Annotated in this window: 18 protein-coding genes; 10 read left to right on the forward strand and 8 right to left on the reverse strand. The window is 67.2% G+C overall.

Annotated elements, in window-relative coordinates; genetic code table 11:
- Window positions 1-12: 12 nt before the first annotated feature.
- Both CAL25_RS07935 and adeC read left to right on the forward strand, forming a co-directional pair.
- On the forward strand, window positions 13-3,204 hold the full coding sequence (locus tag CAL25_RS07935) for an efflux RND transporter permease subunit (RefSeq protein ID WP_094799385.1): 3,192 nt from the start codon (window positions 13-15) through the stop codon (window positions 3,202-3,204).
- Window positions 3,201-4,658 (forward strand): AdeC/AdeK/OprM family multidrug efflux complex outer membrane factor, encoded by a 1,458-nt coding sequence (adeC, locus tag CAL25_RS07940; protein WP_094799386.1) that lies wholly within the window; start codon window positions 3,201-3,203, stop codon window positions 4,656-4,658. The genes CAL25_RS07935 and adeC overlap by 4 nt, the downstream gene beginning before the upstream one ends.
- On the opposite strand, the gene CAL25_RS07945 is transcribed toward adeC, so the two are convergent.
- Window positions 4,655-5,419, reverse strand: a complete 765-nt coding sequence (locus CAL25_RS07945; protein ID WP_094799387.1) for an IclR family transcriptional regulator — start codon at window positions 5,417-5,419, stop codon at window positions 4,655-4,657. The genes adeC and CAL25_RS07945 overlap by 4 nt on opposite strands.
- 103 nt (window positions 5,420-5,522) lie before the next feature.
- Here CAL25_RS07945 and CAL25_RS07950 point away from each other — a divergent pair, with 103 nt between their 5' ends.
- From CAL25_RS07950 to CAL25_RS07970, 5 genes are read left to right on the forward strand one after another with little or no spacing between them, the layout of a single operon-like run.
- Window positions 5,523-6,512, forward strand: a complete 990-nt coding sequence (locus CAL25_RS07950) for a tripartite tricarboxylate transporter substrate binding protein (protein ID WP_094799388.1) — start codon at window positions 5,523-5,525, stop codon at window positions 6,510-6,512.
- Between the two features lie 16 nt (window positions 6,513-6,528).
- Window positions 6,529-8,049, forward strand: a complete 1,521-nt coding sequence (locus CAL25_RS07955) for a class I adenylate-forming enzyme family protein (RefSeq protein WP_094799389.1) — start codon at window positions 6,529-6,531, stop codon at window positions 8,047-8,049.
- Complete coding sequence (locus CAL25_RS07960; RefSeq protein WP_094799390.1) at window positions 8,046-8,834, forward strand: citryl-CoA lyase; 789 nt, start codon at window positions 8,046-8,048, stop codon at window positions 8,832-8,834. Before CAL25_RS07955 ends, CAL25_RS07960 begins: the two co-directional genes overlap by 4 nt.
- The gene (locus CAL25_RS07965) at window positions 8,831-9,556 is read left to right on the forward strand and encodes an SDR family NAD(P)-dependent oxidoreductase (RefSeq protein ID WP_094799391.1); all 726 of its coding nucleotides are present in this window, start codon (window positions 8,831-8,833) and stop codon (window positions 9,554-9,556) included. Before CAL25_RS07960 ends, CAL25_RS07965 begins: the two co-directional genes overlap by 4 nt.
- Window positions 9,553-10,365: an SDR family NAD(P)-dependent oxidoreductase gene (locus CAL25_RS07970; RefSeq protein ID WP_094799392.1), complete on the forward strand. Its 813-nt coding sequence runs from the start codon at window positions 9,553-9,555 to the stop codon at window positions 10,363-10,365. Before CAL25_RS07965 ends, CAL25_RS07970 begins: the two co-directional genes overlap by 4 nt.
- Before the next feature lie 173 nt (window positions 10,366-10,538).
- Here the strand turns inward: CAL25_RS07970 and CAL25_RS07975 are convergent, their stop codons facing one another.
- The 7 genes from CAL25_RS07975 to CAL25_RS08005 form a co-directional block, all read right to left on the reverse strand.
- Window positions 10,539-10,898, reverse strand: coding sequence for a hypothetical protein (locus CAL25_RS07975; protein WP_212590879.1), 360 nt, complete (start codon window positions 10,896-10,898; stop codon window positions 10,539-10,541).
- A gap of 200 nt (window positions 10,899-11,098) precedes the next feature.
- Complete coding sequence (locus CAL25_RS07980; protein WP_094799393.1) at window positions 11,099-11,350, reverse strand: GlsB/YeaQ/YmgE family stress response membrane protein; 252 nt, start codon at window positions 11,348-11,350, stop codon at window positions 11,099-11,101.
- A 113-nt stretch (window positions 11,351-11,463) separates the two neighbouring features.
- Window positions 11,464-12,021 carry an SCO family protein gene (locus CAL25_RS07985; RefSeq protein WP_094799493.1) on the reverse strand — a complete coding sequence of 186 codons (558 nt, stop codon included), beginning with the start codon at window positions 12,019-12,021 and terminating at the stop codon, window positions 11,464-11,466.
- A gap of 234 nt (window positions 12,022-12,255) precedes the next feature.
- Window positions 12,256-14,325 (reverse strand): M3 family metallopeptidase, encoded by a 2,070-nt coding sequence (locus tag CAL25_RS07990; RefSeq protein WP_094799394.1) that lies wholly within the window; start codon window positions 14,323-14,325, stop codon window positions 12,256-12,258.
- Between the two features lie 162 nt (window positions 14,326-14,487).
- Window positions 14,488-15,360 (reverse strand): bifunctional methylenetetrahydrofolate dehydrogenase/methenyltetrahydrofolate cyclohydrolase FolD, encoded by an 873-nt coding sequence (gene folD, locus CAL25_RS07995; RefSeq protein ID WP_094799395.1) that lies wholly within the window; start codon window positions 15,358-15,360, stop codon window positions 14,488-14,490.
- Window positions 15,361-15,403: 43 nt separating this feature from the next.
- Window positions 15,404-16,030, reverse strand: a complete 627-nt coding sequence (locus CAL25_RS08000) for a response regulator transcription factor (protein ID WP_094799396.1) — start codon at window positions 16,028-16,030, stop codon at window positions 15,404-15,406.
- The gene (locus CAL25_RS08005; protein WP_094799397.1) at window positions 16,027-17,781 is read right to left on the reverse strand and encodes a PAS domain-containing sensor histidine kinase; all 1,755 of its coding nucleotides are present in this window, start codon (window positions 17,779-17,781) and stop codon (window positions 16,027-16,029) included. The genes CAL25_RS08000 and CAL25_RS08005 overlap by 4 nt, the downstream gene beginning before the upstream one ends.
- Window positions 17,782-18,352: 571 nt before the next feature.
- Here CAL25_RS08005 and aceE point away from each other — a divergent pair.
- From aceE to lpdA, 3 genes are read left to right on the forward strand one after another with little or no spacing between them, the layout of a single operon-like run.
- On the forward strand, window positions 18,353-21,061 hold the full coding sequence (gene aceE / locus CAL25_RS08010; protein WP_094799398.1) for a pyruvate dehydrogenase (acetyl-transferring), homodimeric type: 2,709 nt from the start codon (window positions 18,353-18,355) through the stop codon (window positions 21,059-21,061).
- Between the two features lie 12 nt (window positions 21,062-21,073).
- Window positions 21,074-22,741, forward strand: a complete 1,668-nt coding sequence (aceF, locus tag CAL25_RS08015; protein ID WP_094799399.1) for a dihydrolipoyllysine-residue acetyltransferase — start codon at window positions 21,074-21,076, stop codon at window positions 22,739-22,741.
- A 15-nt stretch (window positions 22,742-22,756) separates the two neighbouring features.
- A complete protein-coding gene (lpdA, locus tag CAL25_RS08020; RefSeq protein WP_094799400.1) occupies window positions 22,757-24,556 on the forward strand; it encodes a dihydrolipoyl dehydrogenase in 1,800 nt (599 codons plus the stop codon).
- Window positions 24,557-24,625 lie beyond the last annotated feature (69 nt).

Consider the following 24,625-nt stretch of genomic DNA (forward strand, 5'->3'; position numbering starts at 1 on the left):
GGAAACCCAGGCATGGCAAAGTTTTTTATCGACAGGCCGGTATTTGCCTGGGTGATCGCCATCGTGCTGATGCTGGCCGGTGCGCTGTCCATCCTGAGCTTGCCGGTCGCGCAGTATCCGAACATCGCGCCGCCCTCGATCGCCATCAACGTGACCTACCCGGGCGCCTCCGCGCAGACGGTGCAGGACACGGTGGTGCAGGTGATCGAGCAGCAGATGAACGGCATCGACAACCTGCAATACATCTCGTCCGAGAGCAACTCCGACGGCAGCATGAGCATCACGCTCACGTTCGCGCAGGGCACCAATCCGGATACGGCGCAGGTGCAGGTGCAGAACAAGCTGTCGGTGGCGCAGCCGCTGCTGCCGCAAGAGGTGCAGCAGCAGGGGATCCGGGTCACCAAGGCGACGCGCAACTTCCTGATCGTGGCGGGCTTCGTCTCCGCCGATGGTTCGCTGGATCGCGCCGACCTGGCCGACTACGTGGCCTCGTACGTGCAGGATCCGATCAGCCGCACCAAGGGCGTCGGTGACTTCCAGCTCTTCGGCGCCTCGTACGCCATGCGGATCTGGCTCGATCCGTCCAAGCTCGTCAATTTCAACCTGACCGCGGCGGATGTCACCGCCGCGATCCGCGAGCAGAACGTGCAGGTCTCGGCCGGTCAGCTGGGCGGCCTGCCGGCCGCGCGCGGCCAGCAGCTCAATGCCACCGTGATCGGCCCGTCGCGCCTGCAGACGCCGGAAGATTTCGGCGCGATCCTGCTCAAGGTCGACACCAACGGCTCGCAGGTGCGCCTGCGCGACGTGGCGCGCATCGAACTGGGCGCGCAGACCTACTCGATCGACAGTAACTACAACGGCAAGCCGGCCGCCGGCCTGGCCATCAAGCTGGCGCCGGGCGCGAACGCGCTCGACACCGCCCAGGCCGTGCGCGACACGATCAACAGCCTCAAGCCGTTCTTCCCGCCCAGCATGGAGGTCGTCTATCCGTACGACACCACGCCGTTCGTGAGCCTGTCGATCGAGAGCGTGGTGCACACGCTGTTCGAGGCGGTGCTGCTCGTGTTCCTGGTGATGTACCTGTTCCTGCAGAACTTCCGGGCCACGCTGATTCCCACCCTGGCGGTGCCGGTGGTGCTGCTCGGCACCTTCGGCGTGCTCGCCGCGTTCGGCTACTCGATCAACACCCTCACCATGTTCGGCATGGTGCTGGCCATCGGCCTGCTGGTGGACGATGCCATCGTGGTGGTCGAGAACGTCGAGCGGGTGATGGCCGAGGAGGGGCTCAGTCCCAAGGCGGCGACCCGCAAATCCATGGGGCAGATCACCGGCGCACTGGTCGGTATCGCGATGGTGCTGTCGGCGGTGTTCGTGCCCATGGCCTTCTTCGGCGGCTCCACGGGCGTGATCTATCGCCAGTTCTCGATCACCATCGTCTCGTCCATGGTGCTGTCCGTGGTCGTGGCCATCGTGTTCACGCCGGCCCTGTGCGCCACGCTGCTCAAGCCGATTCCGAAGGGCCATCACGGCACCAAGAAGGGCTTCTTCGGCTGGTTCAACCGCATGTTCGACCGCTCGAGCGAGCGCTATGCGAACACCGTGTCGCGCAGCATGAACCGCACCAAGCGTCTGCTGGTGATCTATCTCGCGTTGCTGGTCGCCATGGTCTGGATGTTCACGCGCATCCCGACCGCGTTCCTGCCCGAAGAAGACCAGGGCATCCTGTTCGCCCAGGTCCAGGCACCGGCCGGCGCGACCGCCGAGCGCACCCGCGAAAGCATCGACAAGGCGGTCAAGTACCTGCTCGAAGACGAGAAGGACGCGGTCACCTCGGTGTTCGCCGTGTCGGGCTTCTCCTTCGGTGGCCGGGGCCAGAATGCCGCCATCCTGTTCGTGAAACTGCGCGACTGGGGTGATCGCGGTGGCGACGACCTGCGGGCCGGCGCCGTGGCGCAGCGCGCCAATGCCTTCTTCGCGAAAAACATCCGCGATGCGCAGGTGGCCGTGTTCGCGCCGCCGTCCGTGATGGAGCTGGGTAACGCCTCGGGCTTCGACTTCCAGCTGGTGGACCGCGCCGGTCTGGGCCATGACCAGCTGCTGGCCGCGCGCAATCAGCTGCTCGGCGAGGCGCGCCAGAGCCCGATCCTGGCCGCGGTGCGCCCCAACGGCATCGAAGACGCTCCGCAGTACGAGCTCGATATCGACCGCGAAAAGGCGCGTGCGCTGGGCGTGTCGATCGCCGACATCAACAGCACGCTCGCCACGGCGTGGGGCTCGTCGTACGTGAACGACTTCATCGACCGCGGCCGCGTGAAAAAGGTGTTCGTGCAGGGCGAGGCCTCGGCGCGCATGCTGCCCGAAGACCTCGACAAATGGTACGTGCGCAACAGCTCGGGCGACATGGTGCCGTTCTCGGCCTTCTCGTCGGCCGAATGGACCTACGGCCCGCAGAAGCTCAACCGCTATAACGGTGTGCCGTCGTTCAACATTCAAGGCCAGGCCGCACCCGGCTACAGCTCGGGCGACGCCATGGCCGAGATGGAGCGCATCGCCAGTACCCTGCCTGCCGGTATCGGCTATGACTGGACCGGCCTGTCGTTCGAGGAGCGGCTGTCGGGCGCTCAGGCGCCGGCGCTCTACGCGATCTCGCTGATCGTGGTGTTCCTGTGCCTGGCCGCGCTGTACGAGAGCTGGAGCATTCCGACCTCGGTGATGCTGGTCGTGCCGCTCGGGGTGCTGGGGGCGCTCGCCGCCACGCTGGGCCGGGGCTTGTCCAACGACGTGTTCTTCCAGGTGGGCTTGCTCACCACGATCGGGCTGGCGGCCAAAAACGCCATCCTGATCGTCGAGTTCGCCAAAGAGCACTATGAGTCCGGCGCCAGCCTGGTGGAGTCCGCGGTGCACGCCGCACGCCAGCGCCTGCGGCCGATCCTGATGACCTCGCTCGCCTTCATCCTGGGCGTGGTCCCGCTGGCGATCTCCACGGGCGCGGGCTCGGGCGGCCGCCATGCCATCGGCACGGGCGTGATCGGCGGCATGCTGTCGGGCACCTTCCTCGCCATCTTCTTTGTTCCGGCCTTCTTCGTGATCGTCCTGCGCCTCTTCAAGGTGCGCCGCCAGAGCGAGCTGCGCGCCGAAGAAGAAGCCCACGACGCCGCGCTGGCGGCCGAATCGGATGCCTCGCACGGAGGCAAGCCGCAATGACACTCATGAGAACTCTGCTGTCGCTTTCGCTGGCTGGCGCGCTGGCCGGCTGCTCGCTGGCACCGACCTACGAGCGCCCGGCCGCGCCCATCGACGCCGCCTATCCCACCGGCCCGGCCTACGGCCAGCCCGGTGATCCCAACGCCATGTCGGCCGCCGATCTGGGCTGGCGCGACTTCTTCAACGATCCGCTGTTGCAGCAGCTCATCACGCTGAGCCTGGCCAACAACCGCGATCTGCGCGTGGCCGCGCTCAACGTCGAAGTGGCGCGCGCGCAGTACCGCATCCAGCGCGCCGACCTGCTGCCCGGCGTGGGCGTGGGCGGCACCGGCACGGTCCAGCGCACGCCCGGTTCGCTCACGACGACGGGCGAGTCCGCGATCTCGCGCCGCTACGAGGTGGGCGCATCCACCACCTCGTGGGAGCTCGATCTGTTCGGCCGCATCCGCAGCCTGTCGGAGCAAGCCCTCGAGACCTACTTCGCGCAGGAAGAAACCCGCAACGCGGCGCAGTTGTCGCTGGTCGCGGAAACGGCCATCGTCTATTTCACGCTGCGCGCCGACCAGGAGCTGCTCAAGCTCACGCGCGACACGCTCGTGGCCCAGCAGAATTCGTTCGATCTGACCAAGCAGAGCTACGATCTGGGCGTCGCCACCGAGCTCGATCTCAGCCAGGCCGAGGTGTCGCTGCGCACGGCCGAGCGCAACCTGTCGCAGTACACACGCCAGGCCGCCCAGGACAAGAACGCGCTCGTGCTGCTGGTGGGCCAATCCTTGCCCGCGCCGTTGCAGGCCGAGCTCGATGGCGCGACCCAGCTGCCCGACCGGGTGCTGATCGCCGATCTGCCCGCGGGCCTGCCCTCGGACCTGATCGAACGTCGTCCCGATATCCGCGCGGCCGAGCATACGCTGCGCGGCGCGAACGCCAACATCGGCGCGGCGCGCGCGGCCTTTTTCCCGACCATCACGCTCACCGGTTCGGCCGGCACGGCCAGCAACAGCCTGGGCGGCCTGTTCGACGCCGGCAGTGGCGCCTGGAGCTTCATGCCCCAGATCTCGGTGCCGCTGTTCGCGGGCGGCTCGCTGGTGGCGGCGCTCGACGTGTCCAAGCTGCGCCAGCGCATCGAGGTCGCGCAGTACGAGCGGGCCATCCAGGCGGGCTTTCGCGAGGTTGCCGACGGTCTGGCCGGCCGCGCCACGCTCGAAGAGCAGATCCGTGCGCAGCGCCTGCTGGTGGATGCCAACCAGCGCGCCTACACCGTGTCGGATCAACGCTTTCGGGAAGGCATCGACAACTACCTGAGCGTGCTCGACTCGCAGCGCTCGCTGTACGCCTCGCAGCAGGCCCTGGTCGAAACGCGTCTCGCGCGCCTGACCAATCTGGTCAATCTGTACAAGGCGCTCGGGGGCGGCTGGACCGAGCAGACTGTGGCGGGCGGAGCCGTGAGCCGCTAGCGCGCGGTCTGCGCTCGCGCCAGCCGCGAGCGGATCAGCTCGGCGACGGTGCGCTGGCGCTGCGCCTGCATGCGCCCGATGAGGCTGGAGACGCTGACCGCCAGCCGCGGATAGCCGGCGGCATCCAGCACCGGCACACCCACGCCGAGCACGCCCGGCACAGCCGCGTTGCCCACCACGGCCCAGCCGCGATGACGGGTGTTCTGCACCAGCCGCCGCATCTGTTCGGCGGTCATCCCGCCGTAGGCCCGCAGCGCCCGCTCGTTCTGCGTCACGATCTGCTCGCATTCGTCTTCGGGTAGCGCGGCCAGCAGGGCGAGCCCGGCCGCGCCCACGCCCAGCGGCTGCCGATGGCCGATGGTGACCGCCAGCACCTGCACCGGATAGTTGCCCACCTCGCGATGCAGGCACAGCGAGTCGTTGGCCGCGCGGCAGATCAGGAAGGCGGAGTCGCCCGTCACGTCGCTGATGTCGCGCAGGACCGGCCGCAGCTGCCGCACCGCATCGGCATGAGGATCGGCCGCCGGCGCGGCGCCATCCTCGGCGACGCGCCAGCGCGGCGCGCCTTCGTCGCGCACCGCATAGCCCTCGTCGGCCAGCACGTCCAGATACCGATAGACCGTCGAGCGCTGCATGCCGGCCTCGCGGGCGATGTCGACCACATGCAGGCCCGTGGCGCCCGCCTGGCGCAGCACGCCCAGGATGCGCAGGCCTCGGCGCAGGATGCGCGGGCCGGAAGCGTCGGAATCAGGGTTGTTCATTTTTTGGACAAGCGTGATTGTCGGTCTTGCCAAGGCAGCCCAATATGGGACCGGGCAGACAAAGAGCTGTCCAAATATTAGACAAATAATACGGAGACAGACAATGAAAGCATGGACCGGGCGGATCGCATCCGCCGCGGCGGCGCTCAGTGCCGCCTTGCTCGCCGGGGCGCCCGCCACCGCCGCAAAACCCTATCCCGAACGTCCGGTGACCCTGGTGGTGGGATACGCCGCGGGCGGCGCCACCGACATCGTGGCCCGCCTGATGGCCAAATCGCTGTCCGAATCGCTGGGCCAGACCTTCGTGGTGGAAAACAAGACCGGGGCCAACAGCAACATCGGCGCGGAGATCGTGGCGCGGGCGGCGCCCGATGGCTACACGCTCTATGTCGGCTCGATCGCCAACACGATCAACCGCACGCTCTACAGCCAGCTGAACTACGACTTCGTCAAGGATTTCGCGCCGGTCGGCATGATCGCCACGATTCCGAACATTCTGGTCGTGAATCCCAAGGTGCCCGTCAAGACGGTGCAGGAATACATCGCCTATGCCAAGGCGAACCCGGGCAAGCTCACCTGCGCCTCGTCGGGCAGCGGCTCGTCGATCCATCTGTCCTGCGAGCTGTTCAAGATGCGCACGGGCACCGACATCCTGCACGTGCCGTATCGGGGCAGCGGGCCGGCCGTGGCGGATCTGCTGGGCGGGCAGGTCGACTCGATGTTCGACAACCTGCCGTCTTCGCTGCCGCACGTGCAGGCGGGCAAGCTGCGTCCCATCGGCGTCACTTCGCCCAAGCGCCTGCCGGCCACGCCCGACGTGCCCACGCTGGCCGAATCGGGCCTGGACGGCTTCGACGTCGAGTCGTGGTTCGGCCTGGTCGCGCCCAAGGGTACGCCGCAGCCGGTCATCGACCGCCTCAACAAAGCCCTGAACGATGCGCTGGCCAGCCCCGCGCTGCAGGCCTCGTACAAGCAGGGCGGCTTCTACCTGCCGGCCCAGCCCAATACGCCCGCCACCTTCACCACCAAGATCGCGAGCGAGATCGACAAGTGGGGCGCGGTCGTCAAGAGCGCCAACCTCAAGGCAAACTAGTCCAAGGAGTTCCAGGGTGTACCCGATCGACTTTTTTTTCCGGGCCGCCGAGCGTCATCCCGAGCGGGTGGCGCTCGATGGTCCCGCGGGGCAGATCCGCTATGCGCAGCTGGCCGCCGATGTGCGGGCACTGGCCGCGGCCTTGCAGGATCTGGATCCCGAGCCGCAGAGCCGCGTGGCCATCTGCGCGGGCAATACCGCCGAGCACGTGCTGGCCTTTCTGGCCGTGCTGGCGAGCGGCAAGATCTGGGTGCCGCTGAACTACCGCAGCACCGTGTCCGAACTCGGCCGCATCATCGAGGCCACCGCCCCGAGCATCGTCGTGGCCGACGAGCTCGGCCATCCCTTGCTGCCGTCTGCTCAGGGCGTGCGCCGTGTGGCGCTGGACGAGGCGGCCCGCGCGGCCGACGCGGTCTCGGCCTTGCCCGACCTGCTCGCGCGATTCAGCGGGCGGGCGCCGGTGCGGCACGCGCTCTCGCGCGATGCGATTCAGGCGATCAAGTTCACGGGCGGCACGACCGGGCTGCCCAAGGGCGTGATGCAGCCTTATCGCGCATGGAACACCGGCATCATGAATCAGATCGCCGTCTGGTCGCTCACGCCGGAGGATCGCTATGTGGTGGCCGCGCCGATCACGCACGGCACCGGCACCTACGTGGTGCCCGTGCTCGCGCAGGGCGGCAGCCTTCTGTTGCTCGATGGCGCGGGCCCGGCCGCGGTGACCGAGGCCTTTCGCGAACGCGGCGGCACGATGAGCTTCATGCCGCCCACACTGATCTACATGATCATGGCGCAGCCGGGCGTCACGCGCGCGGACTTTCCGCGCCTGCGCAATCTCATCTACGGCGGGGCGCCCATGCCGGTCGAGAAAATCGATCGGGCGCGCGCCTTCTTCGGGCCTGTCCTCGGCACGACCTACGGCCAGACCGAGGCGCCGCAGATCGTCACGGCGCTGCGGCCCGCCGAGCTGGAGAGCGATGCCTGGCGCGGCTCGGTGGGGCGTCTCACCTGGCTGTCGGAGGTCGCCATCCTGGGCGCGGACGGCACCGAACTGCCGCGCGGCGAGATCGGTGAGGTCGCGGTGCGCGGCGATCTGGTCATGACCGGCTATTGGCGCCTGCCCGAAAAGACCGCCGAGACCCTGGTCGACGGCTGGCTGCGCACCGGCGATACCGGCCTGCTCGACGAGAGCGGCTACCTGTTTCTGAAAGACCGGCTGCGCGATGTGATCATCACCGGCGGGTTCAACGTCTATCCGGTCGATGTCGAGAACGCGCTCTCATCGCATCCCGCCGTGTACGAATGCTCGGTGTTCGGCCTGCCCGACGACAAATGGGGCGAGGCGGTGCATGCCGCCGTGCAGTTCCATCCCGAGGCGTCGGCCGATGCCGACGCGCTGAAGGCGCATGTGCGCGCGCTGCTCGGGCCGGTGGCCACGCCCAAACACATCCATGTCCATCAGAGCCTGCCGCGTTCCAGTGTCGGCAAAGTGCTCAAGAATGCCGTGCGCGACGCGGCCCGCGAGGAGACATCATGAAGACCCCTGAAACGCGCCTGTGCGCGCACCACCTGACCGGCATGTCGTATCGCGACGTGGATCTGGTCGAAGACCTGATCGGCAAGAAGAGCTTCACCGAAGTGATGATCATGCAGATCCTTGGCCGCGACGCGCGTCCGGTCGATGTGCACATCGTGGACGCGGTGCTGGTCACGCTGATGGAGCACGGCCTCACGCCCAGCGCCATCGCGACACGGGTGGTCTACATGAGCGCGCCGGAAAACCTGCAGGGTGCCGTGGCATCGGGACTGATGGCCGTGGGCAGCCAGTTTGTCGGCACCATGGAGAATTGTTCGCGCCTGCTCGACCGCATCCGCCACGCCAGCGATCCGCGCGCCGAGGCCCTTGCCATTGCCCAGGACCATCGCGCCAACCGGCGCGCCTTGCCCGGCTTCGGCCACCATCTGCACAAGCCCGACGATCCGCGCGCGCTCAGGCTGATCGCGTTGGGCGAGGCACAGCCGGAGCTGGGCGGCGAGTCGCTGCGCGCGCTGCGCCTGCTCGCCGAGGCGGTGGACAGCACCTACGGCAAGCACATCACCATCAACGCCACCGGCGCGGTGGCGGCCCTGCTGAGCGAGATCGGCGTGCCCACGGAGCTGATGCGTGGCTTCGCGGTGATTTCGCGCGCCGCCGGCCTGGTGTCGCACGTGGCCGAAGAGCAGACCGATCCGTCGGGGCGCTTCATCTGGGAGACCATCGACCACGCGATCCCGTATGTGGGCAAGGGCCGCACGCATCAGACGCAGGGAGAGGGCGAATGAAGTCCGATGTGCTGGTCACCGGCGCGAGCCAGGGCATCGGCCGCGCGATCGCCGAGCGGCTGATCGAAGACGGGTATGCGGTCTTCAACCTGGATCTGCGCGCGCCCGAGGCGCCGCTCGCGGGCGAAACGCATATCGCGGTCGACCTGACCGACGCCCAGGCGCTGCGCGACGCGGTGCGCGAGGTGGCGGGCCGGGGCAGGGTGCTGCGCCTGGTCAACAACGCCGGCATCGTGAAGCCCGCGCTGCTCGAAGACACCACGCCCGAAGATCTCGCCGCGGTCAGCGCGCTCAATCTCACCGCGCCGCTGCTGCTGTTGCAGGGGCTGCTGCCGGGCATGCGCGAGGCGCGCTTCGGCCGCGTCGTGAACATCGCGAGCCGTGCCGCGCTCGGCAAGGGGCGACGCAGTGCCTATGCCGCGACCAAGGCCGGGCTGCTGGGCTTGACGCGGACCTGGGCCCTCGAAACCGCGCCGCATGGCATCACGGTGAACGCCATCGGCCCCGGCCCGATCGCCACCGAGCTGTTCGATCGCGTGAATCCGCCCGACGCGCCGCAGACGCGCCAGATTCTCGACACCATTCCGGTTCGCCGCATGGGCACGCCCGCCGAAGTGGCGCATGCCGTGGCCGGCTTTCTCGACAGCCGCGCCGGGTTCACCACCGGACAGGTGCTGTATGTGTGCGGCGGCATGACGGTCGGTCTGGGGAACGCGGCATGACGGGCGCCACGGAACCCCGCCTCGCGGGCAAGATCGCGGTCGTGGCCGGTGCCGGCGCTTCCGCGGCCGGATGGAGCATCGGCAAGGCGAGCTGCGTCACGCTCGCCCGCCATGGGGCAGCGGTGGTGGCGCTCGACGCCGATCTGGCCGCCGCCGAAGACGCGGCGCACGAGGTCGAAGCGGCGGGCGGCCGCGCGTTGCCGGTGCGCGCCGACGTGGCCGATCCCGACGCCATGCAGGCGGCGGTGCAGGCTGCGCTCGCGCATTACGGGCGCATCGACATCTGGCAGGCCAACGCCGGCATCGGCAAGGTCGGTGGCCCGGAAGATATTTCGCTCGATGATTGGGAGCGGATTCAGCGCGTGAACGTGAGCAGCCTGCTGATCGCCACGCGGCTCATCGCGCCGCCCATGCGTGCGCAGGGCGGCGGCGCCATCGTCACCGTCTCGTCGATCGCGGGCATCCGCTACACCGGCTATCCGCATCTGGCGTATAGCGTCAGCAAAGCGGCGGTGATCCATTTCGCGCGCATGGCGGCGCAGCAGTACGCGGCCGACGGCATACGGGTGAACACGGTAATTCCGGGCCTCATCGATACGCCGCGCGTGGCGGCGAACGTGGCGCGCATGTTCGATCCCGATGATCTGGCGGCGGCCAAGGCCGCGCGGGATCGGCAGGTGCCGATGGGCCGCATGGGCACACCATGGGAAGTGGCCAACGCCGTGGCGTTTCTGGCTTCCGACGACGCGTCGTACATCACCGGCACCGAGCTCGTGGTGGACGGCGGGCTGACCGGTAAATATGCCTGATCCGTATCCAGGTCCGCCAGTCGTCGTGGGCGGACCCCGCAGACGCGAGGGTCGCAGGGCCGCGATCGCGATTGCGTGATTCCTCGCGCACGAACAAAGGGGCGTGTTCCGCGATGGAACACGCCCCTCGTCCGACCCGGCCCCGAGGAGCGCGGCCGGATCAGCCGAACCGATTACTTGCCGCCGGTGTTCGGGTAGTTCGTGCCCGGCGAGTTCGGGTTGACGTCACGCGGTGCGCTGGAATTGGGCGCGGGGATGGTCTTGCCGTCCATGCCCTTGTTGTGGTCCATGCGCTTGTCCTTGTCGTTCGACATCGTGCCGCTGTGCGAGGGCGTGGTCGTCGTCTTGGACGGTTCGCCCGGGGCGGGAGCCTGCTGGCCGGCCGGCAGCGGACGGTTCGGCTGTGCCGCGGTCGAATCGTTCGGCGTCTTGGACGGGCTGGCCGGGGTGGCGCTTTGCGCCATGGCGGCGCCGGTGAAGGCGAAGCCCGCGAGGGCGGCGATGGCCAGTTTGCGATTGAGGTTCAGATGCATGGCGTATCTCCTATGGGGGTGCGTGCGGATGCCGCATGCCTTCATCCGCAAGCGCTGTTCCTGCGCTTTGCACCGCTCCCGTCGGCTCGGCATCGCATGGTCGTCCTCAACCCGCGTGCCCCGATCCCGGGCGATTCCGGCGGCCCAATGAAAAAGCCCCGCGGAACACCGCGGAGCTCTCGTGCCGAAGCGTGGCGGGGTCAGGCGCGCTTGCGCGTGACGAGCCCCACGACGAACAGCACGATGATGGCGCCCACGACCGAGGCGATCCAGCCCGCCGGCTCGCCGGACTGATACCAGCCGAGCGACTGACCGAGGAAACCGGCGACCACCGCACCGACGATCCCGAGGATCGTGGTCATGATGATGCCCATGCTCTGGTCTCCCGGCATGATGGCGCGGGCGATCAAGCCCACGATGAACCCGACGATGATCATGATGATGATGCTCATGCGACCTCCTGGTGCGGTGGGGAAGGGGTGAGCTCATGATACTCAGCCCCTTGTTGCGGCAGTTGTAACAACTGGTGCGCTCCCTCCGCACGTAGCGTGCCCGCGACAGCGGCTCAGCCGGTCTGCGCGAGCAATTGCCGCAAATCTTTGACCATCGCCGCCACGGTATCCGTGTCGGAGGCGAGCAGCCGTGCCCGGCCGCGGTTGTCGAAGATATATACGCCGCGGCTGTGCGTGACGTCGTAGGTGTCGGCGTCGTCGCCGGGCTTGGGCTTTTCGATCTGATAGGCGACGCGATAGCGCCGCGCCAGATCGGCCACCTGCCGTTCATTGCCCGTCAGGCCCAGCGTGTTGGGATTGAAGGCGTTGACATAGGCCTGCAGGATTTCGGGCGTGTCGCGATGGGGATCGACGCTGACGAACACGATGCGCACATCGCGTGCGGCGTCGCCGAGTTCGCCCAGCACCGCCGTGAGCTGCGCCATCGTGGTGGGACAGACGTCCGGGCAGCTCGCATAGCCGAAGAACAGCAACACGGTCTTGCCGGCGAGCGCGTCGGCCGTCACCGTCTGGCCATTGGCCGCCTGCAAGGAAAACTTGAGATCGGGCAGGTGGCCGCGCACGTTGTAGAGCGACCAGTCCGCCGAGCGTTCGCTGCACCCGGCCAGCATCCCGGCGGCGGCGAGCGCGGCGGCGCCGAGCAACACGCGCCGGCGTGCGGGAGAGAAAGAAGACGGACGGACCAGCGGAACAGGCACGAAGGACATGAAATCGGCTCGACGGTGCGCAACGCGGTGAAGGGGACGGGCTGTCTCGATTCTAGCAACCCCGTCCACCTTGCGCGGCCGTCGGCCTGGCGGGCGCTTGCGCTGGAGCAAGCCCGCCCGATCCGGGCGGGCGTCGCGTCAGGCCGGCTGGGCGTCGCTCATGCCGCTGTGACGCAGCAGGGCGTCCATGCGGGGCGCGCGGCCGCGGAAGGCCGCGAACGAGTCGGCCGCGGGGCGAGCGCCACCCACCGCCAGCACTTCCTTGCGAAAGCGCAGACCGGTGGCGGTGTCGAGCGTGTCGGCCTGCTCGCCGGCCGCCCTGGCCGCTTCTTCGAAGGCCTCGTAGGCATCGGCCGACAGCACTTCGGCCCACTTGTAGCTGTAGTAGCCCGCGCCATAACCGCCGGCGAACAGGTGCGAGAACGCATGCGGCAGGCGATGCCAGGCCGGCGGGAACAGCACGGCGACTTCCTTGCGCACGTCCTGCAGCAGCGCGAGCACGTCGGCGATCGGCATGCCTTCGGCGCGGTCGTGCATCAACATGTCGAAGAGCGCGAACTCGATCTGGCGCACGGCCTGCATGCCGCTTTGATAGTTGCGCGCGGCGACGAGGCGGTCGTAGAGCGCGCGCGGCAGCGGCGCGCCGCTGTCGACGTGGGCCGAGAGCTTCTGCACCACGGCCCACTCCCAGCAAAAGTTCTCCATGAATTGCGAAGGCAGTTCGATGGCGTCCCACTCGACGCTCGAGAACGCGGCCACGCCGGGCTCGTCGACTTCGGAGAGCAGCGCGTGCAGCGCATGGCCCGCCTCGTGGAACAGCGTGATGACGTCGTCGTGCGTGAGCAGGGCGGCCTTGCCACCGGCCGGGCGCGAGAAATTGCAGGTGAGGTAAACCACCGGCGTCTGCAGGCCCTTGGCGGTGCGGCGGCGGCTGCGTTCGCTGTCGACCCAGGCGCCGCTCTGCTTGCCGGCGCGCGCATACAGATCGAGATAGAGATGGCCGATCAGGCGGCCATCGGGCGCCTGCACCTGCACGCCGCGCACGTCGGCGTGCCAGGACGACACCGGTACCTCGCGCAGGCGCACGTCGAACAGCGACTCGACCACCTCGAACAGGCCGGAGAGCACGCGCGGCTCGGTGAAGTACTGTTTGATCTCGTCTTCGGAATACGCATAGCGCGATTCGCGCAGGCGCTCGGAAGCGAAGCCCACGTCCCAGGGTTCTAGGGTATCCAGGCCGAGCTCGCGCGCGGCGAACTCGCGCAGCTCGTTCAGGTCGCGCTGCGCATAGGGCTTGGCGCGCGCCGCGAGGTTGCGCAGGAAGTCCGTGACCTCGCCGGCGTTGCTCGCCATGCGCGTCTGCAGGCGCAGCTCGGCGAAGTTGGCGTACGACAGCAGCCGGGCCTCTTCCGCGCGCAGCCCCAGCAGCTCTTCGATGAGCGGCGAGTTGTCGAACTGACTGGCGCCTTGCTCGGACGCCACGGTGCCGTACGCGCGGTACAGCGTTTCGCGCAGGCCGCGATCGCGGGCGTACTGCATCACCGGCAGATAGCTCGGCATCTTGAGCGTGAACTTGTAGCCCGGCTTGCCGTCTTCGGCGGCGGCCTGGCGGGCGGTCTCGATGACGTCGCCCGGAATGCCGTCGAGCCGCTTTTCGTCTTCGATCACGATCGACCACGCATCGATCGAATCGAGCACGTTTTCGGAGAACTTCTGCGAGACCTGGGCCTCGCGATCGGAGATCTCGGCGTAGCGTTCGCGCGCCGGGCCCACGAGCTCCACGCCGCTCAGGCGGAAGTCGCGCAGCGCCAGCTCGATCACGCGGCGGCGCACCGGATCCCAGCTGGCGAAGTCGGGCGCGGCGGCGAGGCGTTGATACTGGCGGTACAGCCCTTCGTGCAGGCCCACCCAGGTCGAGAACTCGGTAACCAGTGGCAGCGCGGCGTTATAGGCCTCGCGCAGCTCGGGCGTGTTGACCACTGCATTCAGATGGCCTGCCACCGACCAGGCGCGCCACAGGCGCTCGGAAGCGCTGTCGAGCGGCTCGACGACGGCTTCCCAGCTGGCCTCGAGCGACGGATCGGCGGCGTGTTCGACGGCCTTGCGCGCCGACGCGAGCAGGTCTTCGATCGCCGGCACGATGTGCGCGGGTTTGACGGCGGCATAGTCGACCAGGTCGGCCACGGGTGCGAGCAGGGGATTGGTCATCGCGCGATTCCAGAAAACAATAAACGACCCGCAAGCGGGCAGGCTTGCAGATCAGATGAGGGCGGGAAGGGAGAAAACAAGGCGCGCGGCCCCCGGGGCGGGGTGCGGCCGGCCGAATCGCCGCGGCCCGGGGCGCCGCCTGCGGCGGCGCCCCGTGGGCGATCAGGCAGCCGAGCCGGCAACGGCATCCGCCGCGCGTTCGGCGGCCTCGACCGTATTCACCAACAGCATGGCGATGGTCATGGGGCCCACGCCACCCGGCACGGGCGAGATCGCGCCGGCCACTTCCTTGGCGGTGGCGAAGTCGACGTCGCCGCAGAGCTTGCCGTCGGCGCCGCGATTGATGCCCACGTCGATCACGACGGCGCCAGGCTTGATCATGTCGCCGGTCACCATGCCGGCGCGGCCGGTGGCCACCACGAGCACGTCGGCGCGGCGCGTCTGCGCGCCGAGATCACGCGTCTTGGAGTTGCACAGCGTGACCGTGGCGCCCGCGGCCAGCAGCAGCATGGCCATCGGCTTGCCGACGATGTTGCTCGCGCCCACCACCACTGCCTCGGCGCCGCGCAGCACGGTGCCTTCGGACTCGAGCATCTTCATGACGCCGTACGGCGTGCACGGACGGAACAGCGGCTGGCCGGTCATGAGCAGGCCGGCGTTGCTGATGTGGAAACCGTCGACGTCCTTCTCGGCGGCGATGGCCTCGATCACCTTGTGGGCGTCGATGTGCTTGGGCAGCGGCAGCTGCACCAGGATGCCGTGGATGGACGGATCGCGGTTCAGCGTATCGATGCGGGCGAGCAGCTCGGCCTCGCTCATGTCGGCCGGGTACTGCTCCTTGACCGAGTGCAGGCCGGCCTTTTCGCAGGCGGCGACCTTGTTGCGCACATAGACCTGCGAGGCGGGATCTTCGCCCACCAGCACCACGGCCAGGCCGGGACGATGGCCGCGCTCGGCCAGGGCGGCGACGCGCTCGGCGACTTCGGTGCGGATGCGCTGCGACAGGGCGGCGCCGTCGATGATGCGTGCGGTCATTGTTGCGAGGCCTCCGGGGCGGCCGCGAAATTCACTGCCTGGGTCATGCCTGGGTCTCCGGCTTGGCCAGAGCAACCTTCATCAGATCTGCTACGGTGGTCACTTCAAGTTTTTCCATGATGTTGGCGCGGTGCGCCTCGACGGTCTTGATGCTGATGCCCAGGTCGTCGGCGATCTGCTTGTTCAAGCGGCCGGCGACGATGCGCTCCAGCACCTGCTGCTCGCGCGCGGTCAGGCGCGCCAGCATGGCTTCGTGGTCTTTCTGGGCCTGGTGCTTGCTCACGCGCTGCACCGCCTGCTCGAGCATGCGCGCCACGATCTCGCGCAGATCGGACTCGTTGAACGGCTTCTCGAGGAAGTCGATCGCACCCTTCTTCATGGTGGACACCGCCATGGGCACGTCGCCGTGGCCGGTGATGAACACGATGGGCAGTGGCGCGTTGCGCGCGATCAGCTGTTCCTGCAGTTCGAGGCCGCTCATGCCGGGCATGCGCACGTCGGCGATCAGCACGCCGACCTGCGAGGCATCGTATTCGTCGAGGAAGGATTCGCCACTCGAGAACGCCCGCACGCGATAGCCATTGGCCTCGAGCAACCAGCGCAACGAATCACGCACGGCTTCGTCGTCATCGACAATGAATACCGTGCTCGACAGGTGGGGGGTGTTCATGCGTGCAACTCCTCGGACTGATCATTCTGCGCATTGGCCTGGGGCGCGGCGCAGGGCAGGGTAAAGCGGAAGATAGTACCGCCGGCGGGATTCGGGTCGGCCCACAGGCGCCCATGGTGAGACTCAATAATGGTACGGCAAATATTCAGCCCCATGCCCAGGCCCTGAGACTTGGTGCTGAAGAACGGTTCGAACAGTCGCTCGGGTTCGGCGAGTCCGTGGCCGCGGTCGACCACGGCGACCTCGATCTGCTGCTCGTGCGGGATCACCGCCACCTTGAGCTCGTCGGACTCGCTCTTTTCCATGGCCTCGAGGCCGTTCTTGAGCAGATTGAGCAGCACCTGCTCGATCAGGATCGGATCGGCCAGCACATCGGGCGCATTGGACGGCACGAAGCTGTCGATGCGGATGCGGCGCTTGCGTGCGTCGATCTCGGCGAAGCCGATCGCGTTTTCGACGATGCGGCCGATGGCCACGCGCTGACGGCGCGGCTCGCTGCGCTTCACGAATTCGCGGATGCGGCTGATGATCTTGCCGGCGCGCTCGGCCTGCGACGCGGCCTTCTCGAGCGCGGGCAGCAGCATGTTGGGGCTGGTGTGGCCGGCCTTGACCAGCGCCACCGCGCCCATGCTGTAGTTGGCGATGGCCGTGAGCGGCTGGTTGAGCTCGTGCGCCAGCGACGAGGCCATCTCGCCCATCGTGGTGAGACGGCTGGTGAGCTGGATCTTTTCCTGCTGTACGCGCGAGGCCTCTTCGTGGCTGCGGCGTTCGGTGATGTCGCGCGCCACCTGCATCCGCACCCGGCGGCCGTCGGTCCAGGCCAGCATGCGGTGATGCACTTCGAACCAGCGCTGCACCGAGGGGGCGAACACTTCGACGGATTCGTCGGTGAAGCGGCCGCGGCGTCCGGCCAGGAGCTCGTCGTGCCCGCCGGTCTGCGCGCCGAACACGCGGCGGTAGGTGCGGTTGGCGAACAGCAGCTCGAGGCCATCGTGGGTATCGGCGGTGACCGAGATCGCGTCGTCCAGGCCTTCGAGCACCGTCATGAAGCGCTCATGGGCGGCGGTGAGCGCCTCGCGGATGCGCTTGGGCTCGGTGATGTCGGTCATGGAGGTCATCCAGCCGATCTGGTTGCCGTTGGGGTCGAGCAGCGGCGACACATACATGCGCGCCGTGAAGCGCGAGCCGTCGCGGCGCTGCGCCTCGACCTCCAGGCCGCTGGAGGGCGTCTTGCCGGACATCAGCACATCGAGCGTGTGCTGATGCTGCTCGTGGCGGCCGGGCACCCAATACGGGAACGGCGGGCTGCGGCCGATCAGATCGGCTTCGTTCCAGCCGATCATGCGACAGAAGGCGGGATTGACGTAGGCGATGCGGCCTTCCATGTCGAGCACGCGCATGCCGGTGGACATGGAGTTTTCCATGGCGCGGCGAAAGCCGGTCTCGGCGATCAGCGCGGCCTCGGCCTCGGACCGGAAGCGGGTGTAGCGCCACAGCATCAGCAGGCTGATGATGATCACGCACGAGAGCGCGAGCACGACCCAGATCAGGCGTTGCTGGCGCAGCTCCTGATCGATCGTGACGAACATCACGCTGTCATCGTGGATGCGCTGCAGCCAGAAGAACATGCCCATCACACATATATAGAGGATGAGCACGAGCGCCGGGGTCACCCAGTACAGCCCACGCCGGCGCAGGCGGGCGTGGTCGTGAAACGAGTTCGGAATGTTGGACTTGTGCGGGCTGGACATGGACTTCGGGCCGTTAGACCGCCTATTTTACGGGCAAAGCCGGGTGCACGACGCCGGAATTGCGGCGGCGCGGGGCAGGGCGGCCGCCACGGTGCGTGGCGCGGGCGGCGCCTCAGTCGGCGGCGCCCCTCCCAAAATCGATGCTGCGCTGCAATATAGAAGGATGGCTGCTCGCATTCTTTCGGGGAACTGCCCGGAAACCCGCGCCACGCCTGGAGCCGGGGCCGGTTGTCACCTTGCCGCGCTTGGCAGGGAGGGGCCGGTTGTGGCACGGTTGAGGCTGCCTGTGCCTGCCTGGCCCTGCACGATAGCGGCCGTTTCCCGGGCAATACGCAGCATTCTCGCGGGCAGATCGCTCCTGATGCGGCTATTTTCATATTATGAAATGCCGTATCGCAACATGAAATATCGCTTGCGGCGGGCGATTCTTGTTTCTTAGAATGCGGGCTTCAGCAGTCCGTCAGAGCCGCCACCGCGTGGGAGCAGGCATCGACGGACCGCGTCCGCATATCAAACCCCGCTACCTCACAAGCCGGGGTGTGGTACCGAAAACCCCATCAGGAGACACACGATGTCCTCTATCGACCAGGCCGGCGGCCTTCTGGCTGCCAACGACGAAGACTCCCAAGAGACTCAGGAGTGGCTGGAAGCCTTGGCGGCAGTCCTCGATCGCGAGGGCCCGCAACGCGCTCACTACCTGCTCGAGCGCCTGATCGACGAGGCTCGCCGCTCCGGTGCGCACATCCCGTATTCGGCCAACACCGCCTACGTCAACACCATCCCCGCCGGCCTCGAGCCCGCCCATCCCGGCAACCTCGAGCTCGAGACGCGCATCCGTTCGTACGTGCGCTGGAACGCCATGGCCATGGTGGTCAAGGCCAACAAGCACAATCCGCCCGATGGCGGCGACCTCGGCGGTCACATCGCCTCGTTCGCTTCGCTGGCCACCATGATCGGCTGCGGCCAGAACCACTTCTGGCACGCCGAGACCGAAGACCACGGCGGCGATCTGGTCTACTTCCAGGGCCACACCTCGCCCGGCATGTACGGCCGCGCCTACCTCGAAGGCCGCCTGACCGAAGAGCAGCTGAATCACTTCCGCCAGGAAGTCGATGGCAAGGGTCTGTCGTCGTACCCGCACCCGAAGCTGATGCCGGATTTCTGGCAGTTCCCGACGGTGTCGATGGGCCTCGGCCCGCTGATGGCCATCTATCAGGCCCGCTTCCTGAAGTACCTGCACGCCCGCGGCATCGCCGACACCAGCAAGCGCAAGGTCTGGGTGTTCTGCGGCGACGGCGAAATGGACGAACCCGAATCGCTGGGCGCCATCGCGCTGGCGGCTCGCGAGAAGCTCGACAACCTGATCTTCGTCATCAACTGCAACCTGCAGCGTCTGGACGGCCCGGTGCGCGGCAACGGCAAGATCATCCAGGAACTCGAAGGCGACTTCCGCGGTTCGGGCTGGAACGTCATCAAGCTGATCTGGGGCGGTTACTGGGATCCTCTCCTTGCGCACGACAAGGAAGGCATCCTGCGCAAGATCATGGAAGAGACCGTCGACGGCGAGTACCAGGCGTACAAGGCCAATGACGGCAAGTTCGTGCGCGAACACTTCTTCGGCAAGCACCCCAAGCTGCTCGAGGCCGTCTCGCGCATGAGCGACGAAGACATCTGGCGCCTGAACCGTGGCGGTCACGATCCCCACAAGGTGTACGCGGCGTTCGACGCGGCCGCCAACACCACGGGTCAGCCGACCGTGATCCTGGCCAAGACCATCAAGGGCTACGGCATGGGCCACGTGGGCCAGGCCAAGAACCCGACCCACCAGCAAAAGAAGCTGGAGCTCGAGTCGATCCGCGAATTCCGCGATCGCTTCGGCATCCCGATCCCCGACGACCAGCTCGAAAAGCTGCCGTACTTCAAGCCGGCCGAAGATTCCGCCGAAATGAAGTACCTGCACGAGCGCCGCAAGGCCCTGGGCGGTTACCTGCCCAAGCGCCGCGCCAAGGCCGACGAGAAGCTCAAGGTGCCCGCGCTCGAGGCCTTCAAGGCCACGCTGGAACCCACCTCCGAAGGCCGTGAAATCTCGACCACGCAAGCCTTCGTGCGCGTGCTGAACCAGATCCTGCGCGACAAGGACCTCGGTCCGCGCGTGGTGCCGATCCTGGCCGACGAATCGCGTACGTTCGGCATGGAAGGTCTGTTCCGCCAGATCGGTATCTATGCGCCGGAAGGCCAGAAGTACACGCCGGTCGACAAGGATCAGGTCATGTATTACAAGGAGTCGGCCGACGGTCAGCTCCTGCAGGAAGGCATCAACGAAGCGGGCGCCATGAGCTCGTGGATCGCCGCGGCCACGTCGTACTCGACGAACAACCGCATCATGGTCCCGTTCTACATCTACTACTCGATGTTCGGCTTCCAGCGCATCGGCGATCTGGCCTGGGCGGCCGGCGACATGCAGGCGCGCGGCTTCCTGCTGGGTGGCACCGCCGGGCGCACCACGCTCAACGGCGAAGGCCTGCAGCACGAAGACGGTCACAGCCACATCCTGGCCTCGACCATCCCGAACTGCGTGTCGTACGACCCGACCTTCGCGCACGAGCTGGCCGTCATCATCCAGCACGGCATGAAGCGCATGGTCGAAGACCAGGAGAACGTGTATTACTACCTGACCCTGATGAATGAAAACTACGCTCAGCCGGGTCTGAATACCGGCGACGAAGAAGGCATCATCAAGGGTATGTACAAGCTGAAGTCGGCCGGCAAGGGCAAGCAGCGCGTGCAACTGATGGGCTCGGGCACGATCCTGCGCGAAGTCATGGCCGCGCAGGACATGCTCGACGCCGACTGGGGTGTCGCTTCCGACGTCTGGAGCGTGACCAGCTTCACCGAGCTGCGCCGCAACGGTCTGGACGCCGAGCGTCACAACCTGCTCAATCCCGAAGCCAAGAAGCCGCAGGTGGCCTACGTGACCGAGCAGCTCGCCAAGAGCGAAGGCCCGATCATCGCGTCGACCGACTACATGAAGCTGTTCGCCGACCAGATCCGTCCGTTCGTGCCGAAGGGCCGCGAATACCGCGTGCTGGGCACCGATGGCTTCGGCCGCTCGGATTTCCGCTCGAAGCTGCGCGAGCACTTCGAAGTGGATCGCCGCTTCGTCGTCGTGGCCGCGCTCAAGGCGCTGGCCGACGAAGGCAAGGTGCCGGCCGCCAAGGTCGCCGAAGCCATCAAGAAGTACGGCATCGATCCGAACAAAGCCAACCCGCAATACGCCTGAGGGTAGACAGACATGAGCAACATCGTGGAAATCAAGGTCCCCGACATTGGCGACTTCAAGGAAGTCGAAGTCATCGAGGTGCTGGTTGCCGAGGGCGACACCATCCAGGCCGAACAGAGCCTGATCACCGTCGAGTCCGATAAGGCCTCGATGGAGATCCCGGCCTCGGCCGGTGGCGTGGTGAAGTCGGTCAAGGTCAAGGTCGGCGACAAGGTCGCCGAGAACACCGTCATCCTCGAGATCGAGGCCGGCGAGGCCAAGGCCGAGGCGCCCAAGGAAGCGCCGAAGCAGGAAGCCGCCAAGGAAGCGCCCAAGGAAGAAGCCAAGGCCGCGCCCAAGCAGGAAGCGGCCGAGTCGGCCGCGCCGGCTTCGTCGGGCCCGTCCGAAATCACCGTGCCCGATATCGGCGACTTCAAGGAAGTCGAGGTCATCGAGGTCATGGTGGCCGTCGGCGACACCATCAAGGCGGAACAAAGCCTGATCACCGTCGAGTCCGACAAGGCCTCGATGGAGATCCCGGCCTCGGCCGGTGGTGTGGTCAAGGACATCAAGGTCAAGGTGGGCGACAAGGTCGCCAAGGGCAGCGTGATCGTCGTGGTCGAGGGCGGTGCCGCCCCGGCCAAGCAGGACGCGCCCAAGGCCGAAGCCAAGGCCGAAGCGCCCAAGCAGGCCGCGGCCGAAGCGCCCCGCGCGGAGGCCAAGAGCGAAGCCCGTCCTTCGCCCACCGCCGCGCTCGAAGACGCCAACCTGAAGCCGGGCCAGCTGCCGCACGCGTCGCCCTCGGTGCGCAAGTTCGCCCGCGAACTCGGCGTGAACCTGAGCAAGGTGACCGGCTCCGGTCAGAAGGGCCGCATCACGGCCGACGACGTGCGCGGCTTCGTGAAGCAGGCGCTCGCCGGGGGTGCCGGTGCCGCCGCGCCCGCGTCCGGTTCGGCCGATGGCGCCGCGCTGGGTCTGCTGCCGTGGCCGAAGATCGACTTCACCAAGTTCGGTCCGATCGAAGCCAAGCCGCTGTCGCGCATCAAGAAGATCTCCGGCGCGAACCTGCACCGCAACTGGGTCATGATCCCGCACGTCACCAACAACGACGTGGCCGACATCACCGATCTCGAAGCGTTGCGCGTGCAACTGAACAAGGAAAACGAAAAGGCCGGCATCAAGGTCACGATGCTCGCCTTCGTGATCAAGGCCGTCGTGGCCGCCTTGAAGAAGTTCCCCGAGTTCAACGCCTCGCTCGATGGCGACACGCTGGTGCTCAAGCAGTACTACCACATCGGCTTCGCGGCCGACACGCCCAACGGGCTGGTGGTGCCGGTGGTGCGCGATGCCGACAAGAAGGGCATCGTGGAGCTGGCGAAGGAAACCGCCGAACTCGCCAAGAAGGCGCGTGACGGCAAGATTTCGCCCGCCGACATGCAGGGTGGCTGCTTCTCGATCTCGTCGCTGGGCGGCATCGGTGGCACCCACTTCACGCCCATCATCAACGCGCCCGAAGTCGCGATTCTCGGTCTGTCGCGTTCGTCGCACCAGCCGGTCTGGGACGGCAAGCAGTTCCAGCCGCGCCTGACCCTGCCGCTGTCGCTGTCGTACGATCACCGCGTGATCGACGGCGCATCGGCCGCGCGCTTCAACGCGTACCTCGGTCAGCTGCTGGCCGACTTCCGCCGCATCGCGCTGTAAGCACCGGGAGACACGATGAGCAATATCACTGAAATCAAGGTTCCCGACATCGGTGACTTCAAGGAAGTCGAAGTCATCGAGGTGCTGGTTGCCGAGGGCGACACCGTCAAGGCCGAACAAAGCCTGATCACCGTCGAGTCCGACAAGGCCTCGATGGAGATCCCGGCCTCGGCGGGCGGCGTGGTGAAGTCGGTCAAGGTCAAGGTCGGCGACAAGGTCGCCGAGGGCAGCGTGATCCTCGAGGTCGAAGCCGCCGAGGGCGGTGCCGACGCCAAGCCCGCCGCCAAGGAAGCGCCAAAAGAAGCCGCCAAGGAAGCCCCCAAGAAGGACGCCGGCGGCGCTGAAGCGCCCAAGGCGGCGAAGGCCGACGCCCCGCAGGCGGCGTCGTACAGCGGCTCGGCCGACGGCGAATACGACGTGCTGGTGCTGGGCGCCGGCCCCGGCGGCTACTCGGCCGCCTTCCGGGCCGCCGATCTGGGCCTGAAGACCGTCCTGGTCGAGCGCTACGCCACCCTGGGTGGTGTGTGCCTGAACGTGGGCTGCATCCCGTCCAAGGCGCTGCTGCACAACGCCGCCATCATCGACGAGGCGCGCGCGCTGGCTGCCCACGGCATCAGCTTCGGCGAGCCCAAGATCGATCTGGACAAGCTGCGCGGCTACAAGGACAGCGTGGTGGCCAAGCTCACCGGCGGTCTGGCCGGCATGGCCAAGGCCCGCAAGGTCACGGTCGTGACGGGCGTGGGCGAGTTCGCCGACCCCCATCACCTCACCGTGAAGGGCGCCGACGGCAAGACCCAGACGCTCAAATTCAAGAACGCCATCATCGCCGCCGGCAGCCAGTCGGTGAAGCTGCCGTTCCTGCCCGACGACGAACGCATCGTCGATTCGACCGGCGCGCTGCTGCTGCGCGAGATTCCCAAGAAGATGCTCATCATCGGCGGCGGGATCATCGGTCTGGAAATGGGCACGGTGTATTCCACGCTGGGCGCACGCCTGGACGTCGTGGAGATGCTCGACGGCCTGATGCAGGGCGCGGATCGCGACCTGGTCAAGGTGTGGCAGAAGATGAATGCGCCGCGCTTCGACAACATCATGCTCAAGACCAAGACCGTGGGCGCCGAGGCGCGCAAGGACGGCATCTATGTGAGCTTCGAGGGCGAGGGTGCGCCCAAAGAGCCGCAGCGCTACGACCTGGTGCTCCAGGCCGTGGGCCGCAGCCCCAATGGCAAGAAGATCGGCGCCGACAAGGCGGGTATCGCCGTGACCGACCGGGGATTCATCGAGGTCGATCGCCAGATGCGCACCAACGTGCCGCACATCTTCGCGATCGGCGACATCGTGGGCCAGCCCATGCTGGCGCACAAGGCCGTGCACGAAGGCCACGTGGCCGCCGAAGCGGCCGCCGGCGAGAAGGCTTTCTTCGATGCCCGCGTGATTCCGTCGGTGGCCTACACCGATCCGGAAGTGGCGTGGGTCGGCCTGACCGAAGACGAAGCCAAGAAGCAGGGCATCAAGGTCGAGAAGGGCGTGTTCCCGTGGGCCGCCTCGGGCCGCGCCATCGCCAACGGCCGCGACGAAGGCTTCACCAAGCTGCTGTTCGACGGCGAAACGCACCGCATCCTGGGTGGCGGCATCGTTGGCACGCACGCGGGCGATCTGATCAGCGAGGTCGCGCTGGCGATCGAAATGGGCGCCGACGTGGTGGATATCGCCAAGACCATCCACCCGCACCCGACCCTGGGCGAATCCGTCGGCATGGCCGCCGAAGTCGCCGAGGGCGTGTGCACGGACCTGCCGCCGATGCGCAAGAAGTAAGACGCGCCACGACGGGCGTCACGCAAAGACAAGGCCGCCCTCGGGCGGCCTTGTTTTTGCTGAGAGCCG

The organism is Bordetella genomosp. 5, from assembly GCF_002261315.1.
Lineage (GTDB): Bacteria > Pseudomonadota > Gammaproteobacteria > Burkholderiales > Burkholderiaceae_B > Bordetella.

Coding starts and splice junctions, on each gene's coding strand:
- CAL25_RS07935 (WP_094799385.1), top strand. CDS start 13: ATGGCAAAGTTTTTTATCGACAGGCCGGTATTTGCCTGGGTGATCGCC.
- adeC (WP_094799386.1), top strand. CDS start 3,201: ATGACACTCATGAGAACTCTGCTGTCGCTTTCGCTGGCTGGCGCGCTG.
- CAL25_RS07945 (WP_094799387.1), bottom strand. CDS start 5,419: ATGAACAACCCTGATTCCGACGCTTCCGGCCCGCGCATCCTGCGCCGA.
- CAL25_RS07950 (WP_094799388.1), top strand. CDS start 5,523: ATGAAAGCATGGACCGGGCGGATCGCATCCGCCGCGGCGGCGCTCAGT.
- CAL25_RS07960 (WP_094799390.1), top strand. CDS start 8,046: ATGAAGACCCCTGAAACGCGCCTGTGCGCGCACCACCTGACCGGCATG.
- CAL25_RS07965 (WP_094799391.1), top strand. CDS start 8,831: ATGAAGTCCGATGTGCTGGTCACCGGCGCGAGCCAGGGCATCGGCCGC.
- CAL25_RS07970 (WP_094799392.1), top strand. CDS start 9,553: ATGACGGGCGCCACGGAACCCCGCCTCGCGGGCAAGATCGCGGTCGTG.
- CAL25_RS07975 (WP_212590879.1), bottom strand. CDS start 10,898: ATGCATCTGAACCTCAATCGCAAACTGGCCATCGCCGCCCTCGCGGGC.
- CAL25_RS07980 (WP_094799393.1), bottom strand. CDS start 11,350: ATGAGCATCATCATCATGATCATCGTCGGGTTCATCGTGGGCTTGATC.
- CAL25_RS07985 (WP_094799493.1), bottom strand. CDS start 12,021: ATGCTGGCCGGGTGCAGCGAACGCTCGGCGGACTGGTCGCTCTACAAC.
- CAL25_RS07990 (WP_094799394.1), bottom strand. CDS start 14,325: ATGACCAATCCCCTGCTCGCACCCGTGGCCGACCTGGTCGACTATGCC.
- folD (WP_094799395.1), bottom strand. CDS start 15,360: ATGACCGCACGCATCATCGACGGCGCCGCCCTGTCGCAGCGCATCCGC.
- CAL25_RS08000 (WP_094799396.1), bottom strand. CDS start 16,030: ATGAACACCCCCCACCTGTCGAGCACGGTATTCATTGTCGATGACGAC.
- CAL25_RS08005 (WP_094799397.1), bottom strand. CDS start 17,781: ATGTCCAGCCCGCACAAGTCCAACATTCCGAACTCGTTTCACGACCAC.
- aceE (WP_094799398.1), top strand. CDS start 18,353: ATGTCCTCTATCGACCAGGCCGGCGGCCTTCTGGCTGCCAACGACGAA.
- aceF (WP_094799399.1), top strand. CDS start 21,074: ATGAGCAACATCGTGGAAATCAAGGTCCCCGACATTGGCGACTTCAAG.
- lpdA (WP_094799400.1), top strand. CDS start 22,757: ATGAGCAATATCACTGAAATCAAGGTTCCCGACATCGGTGACTTCAAG.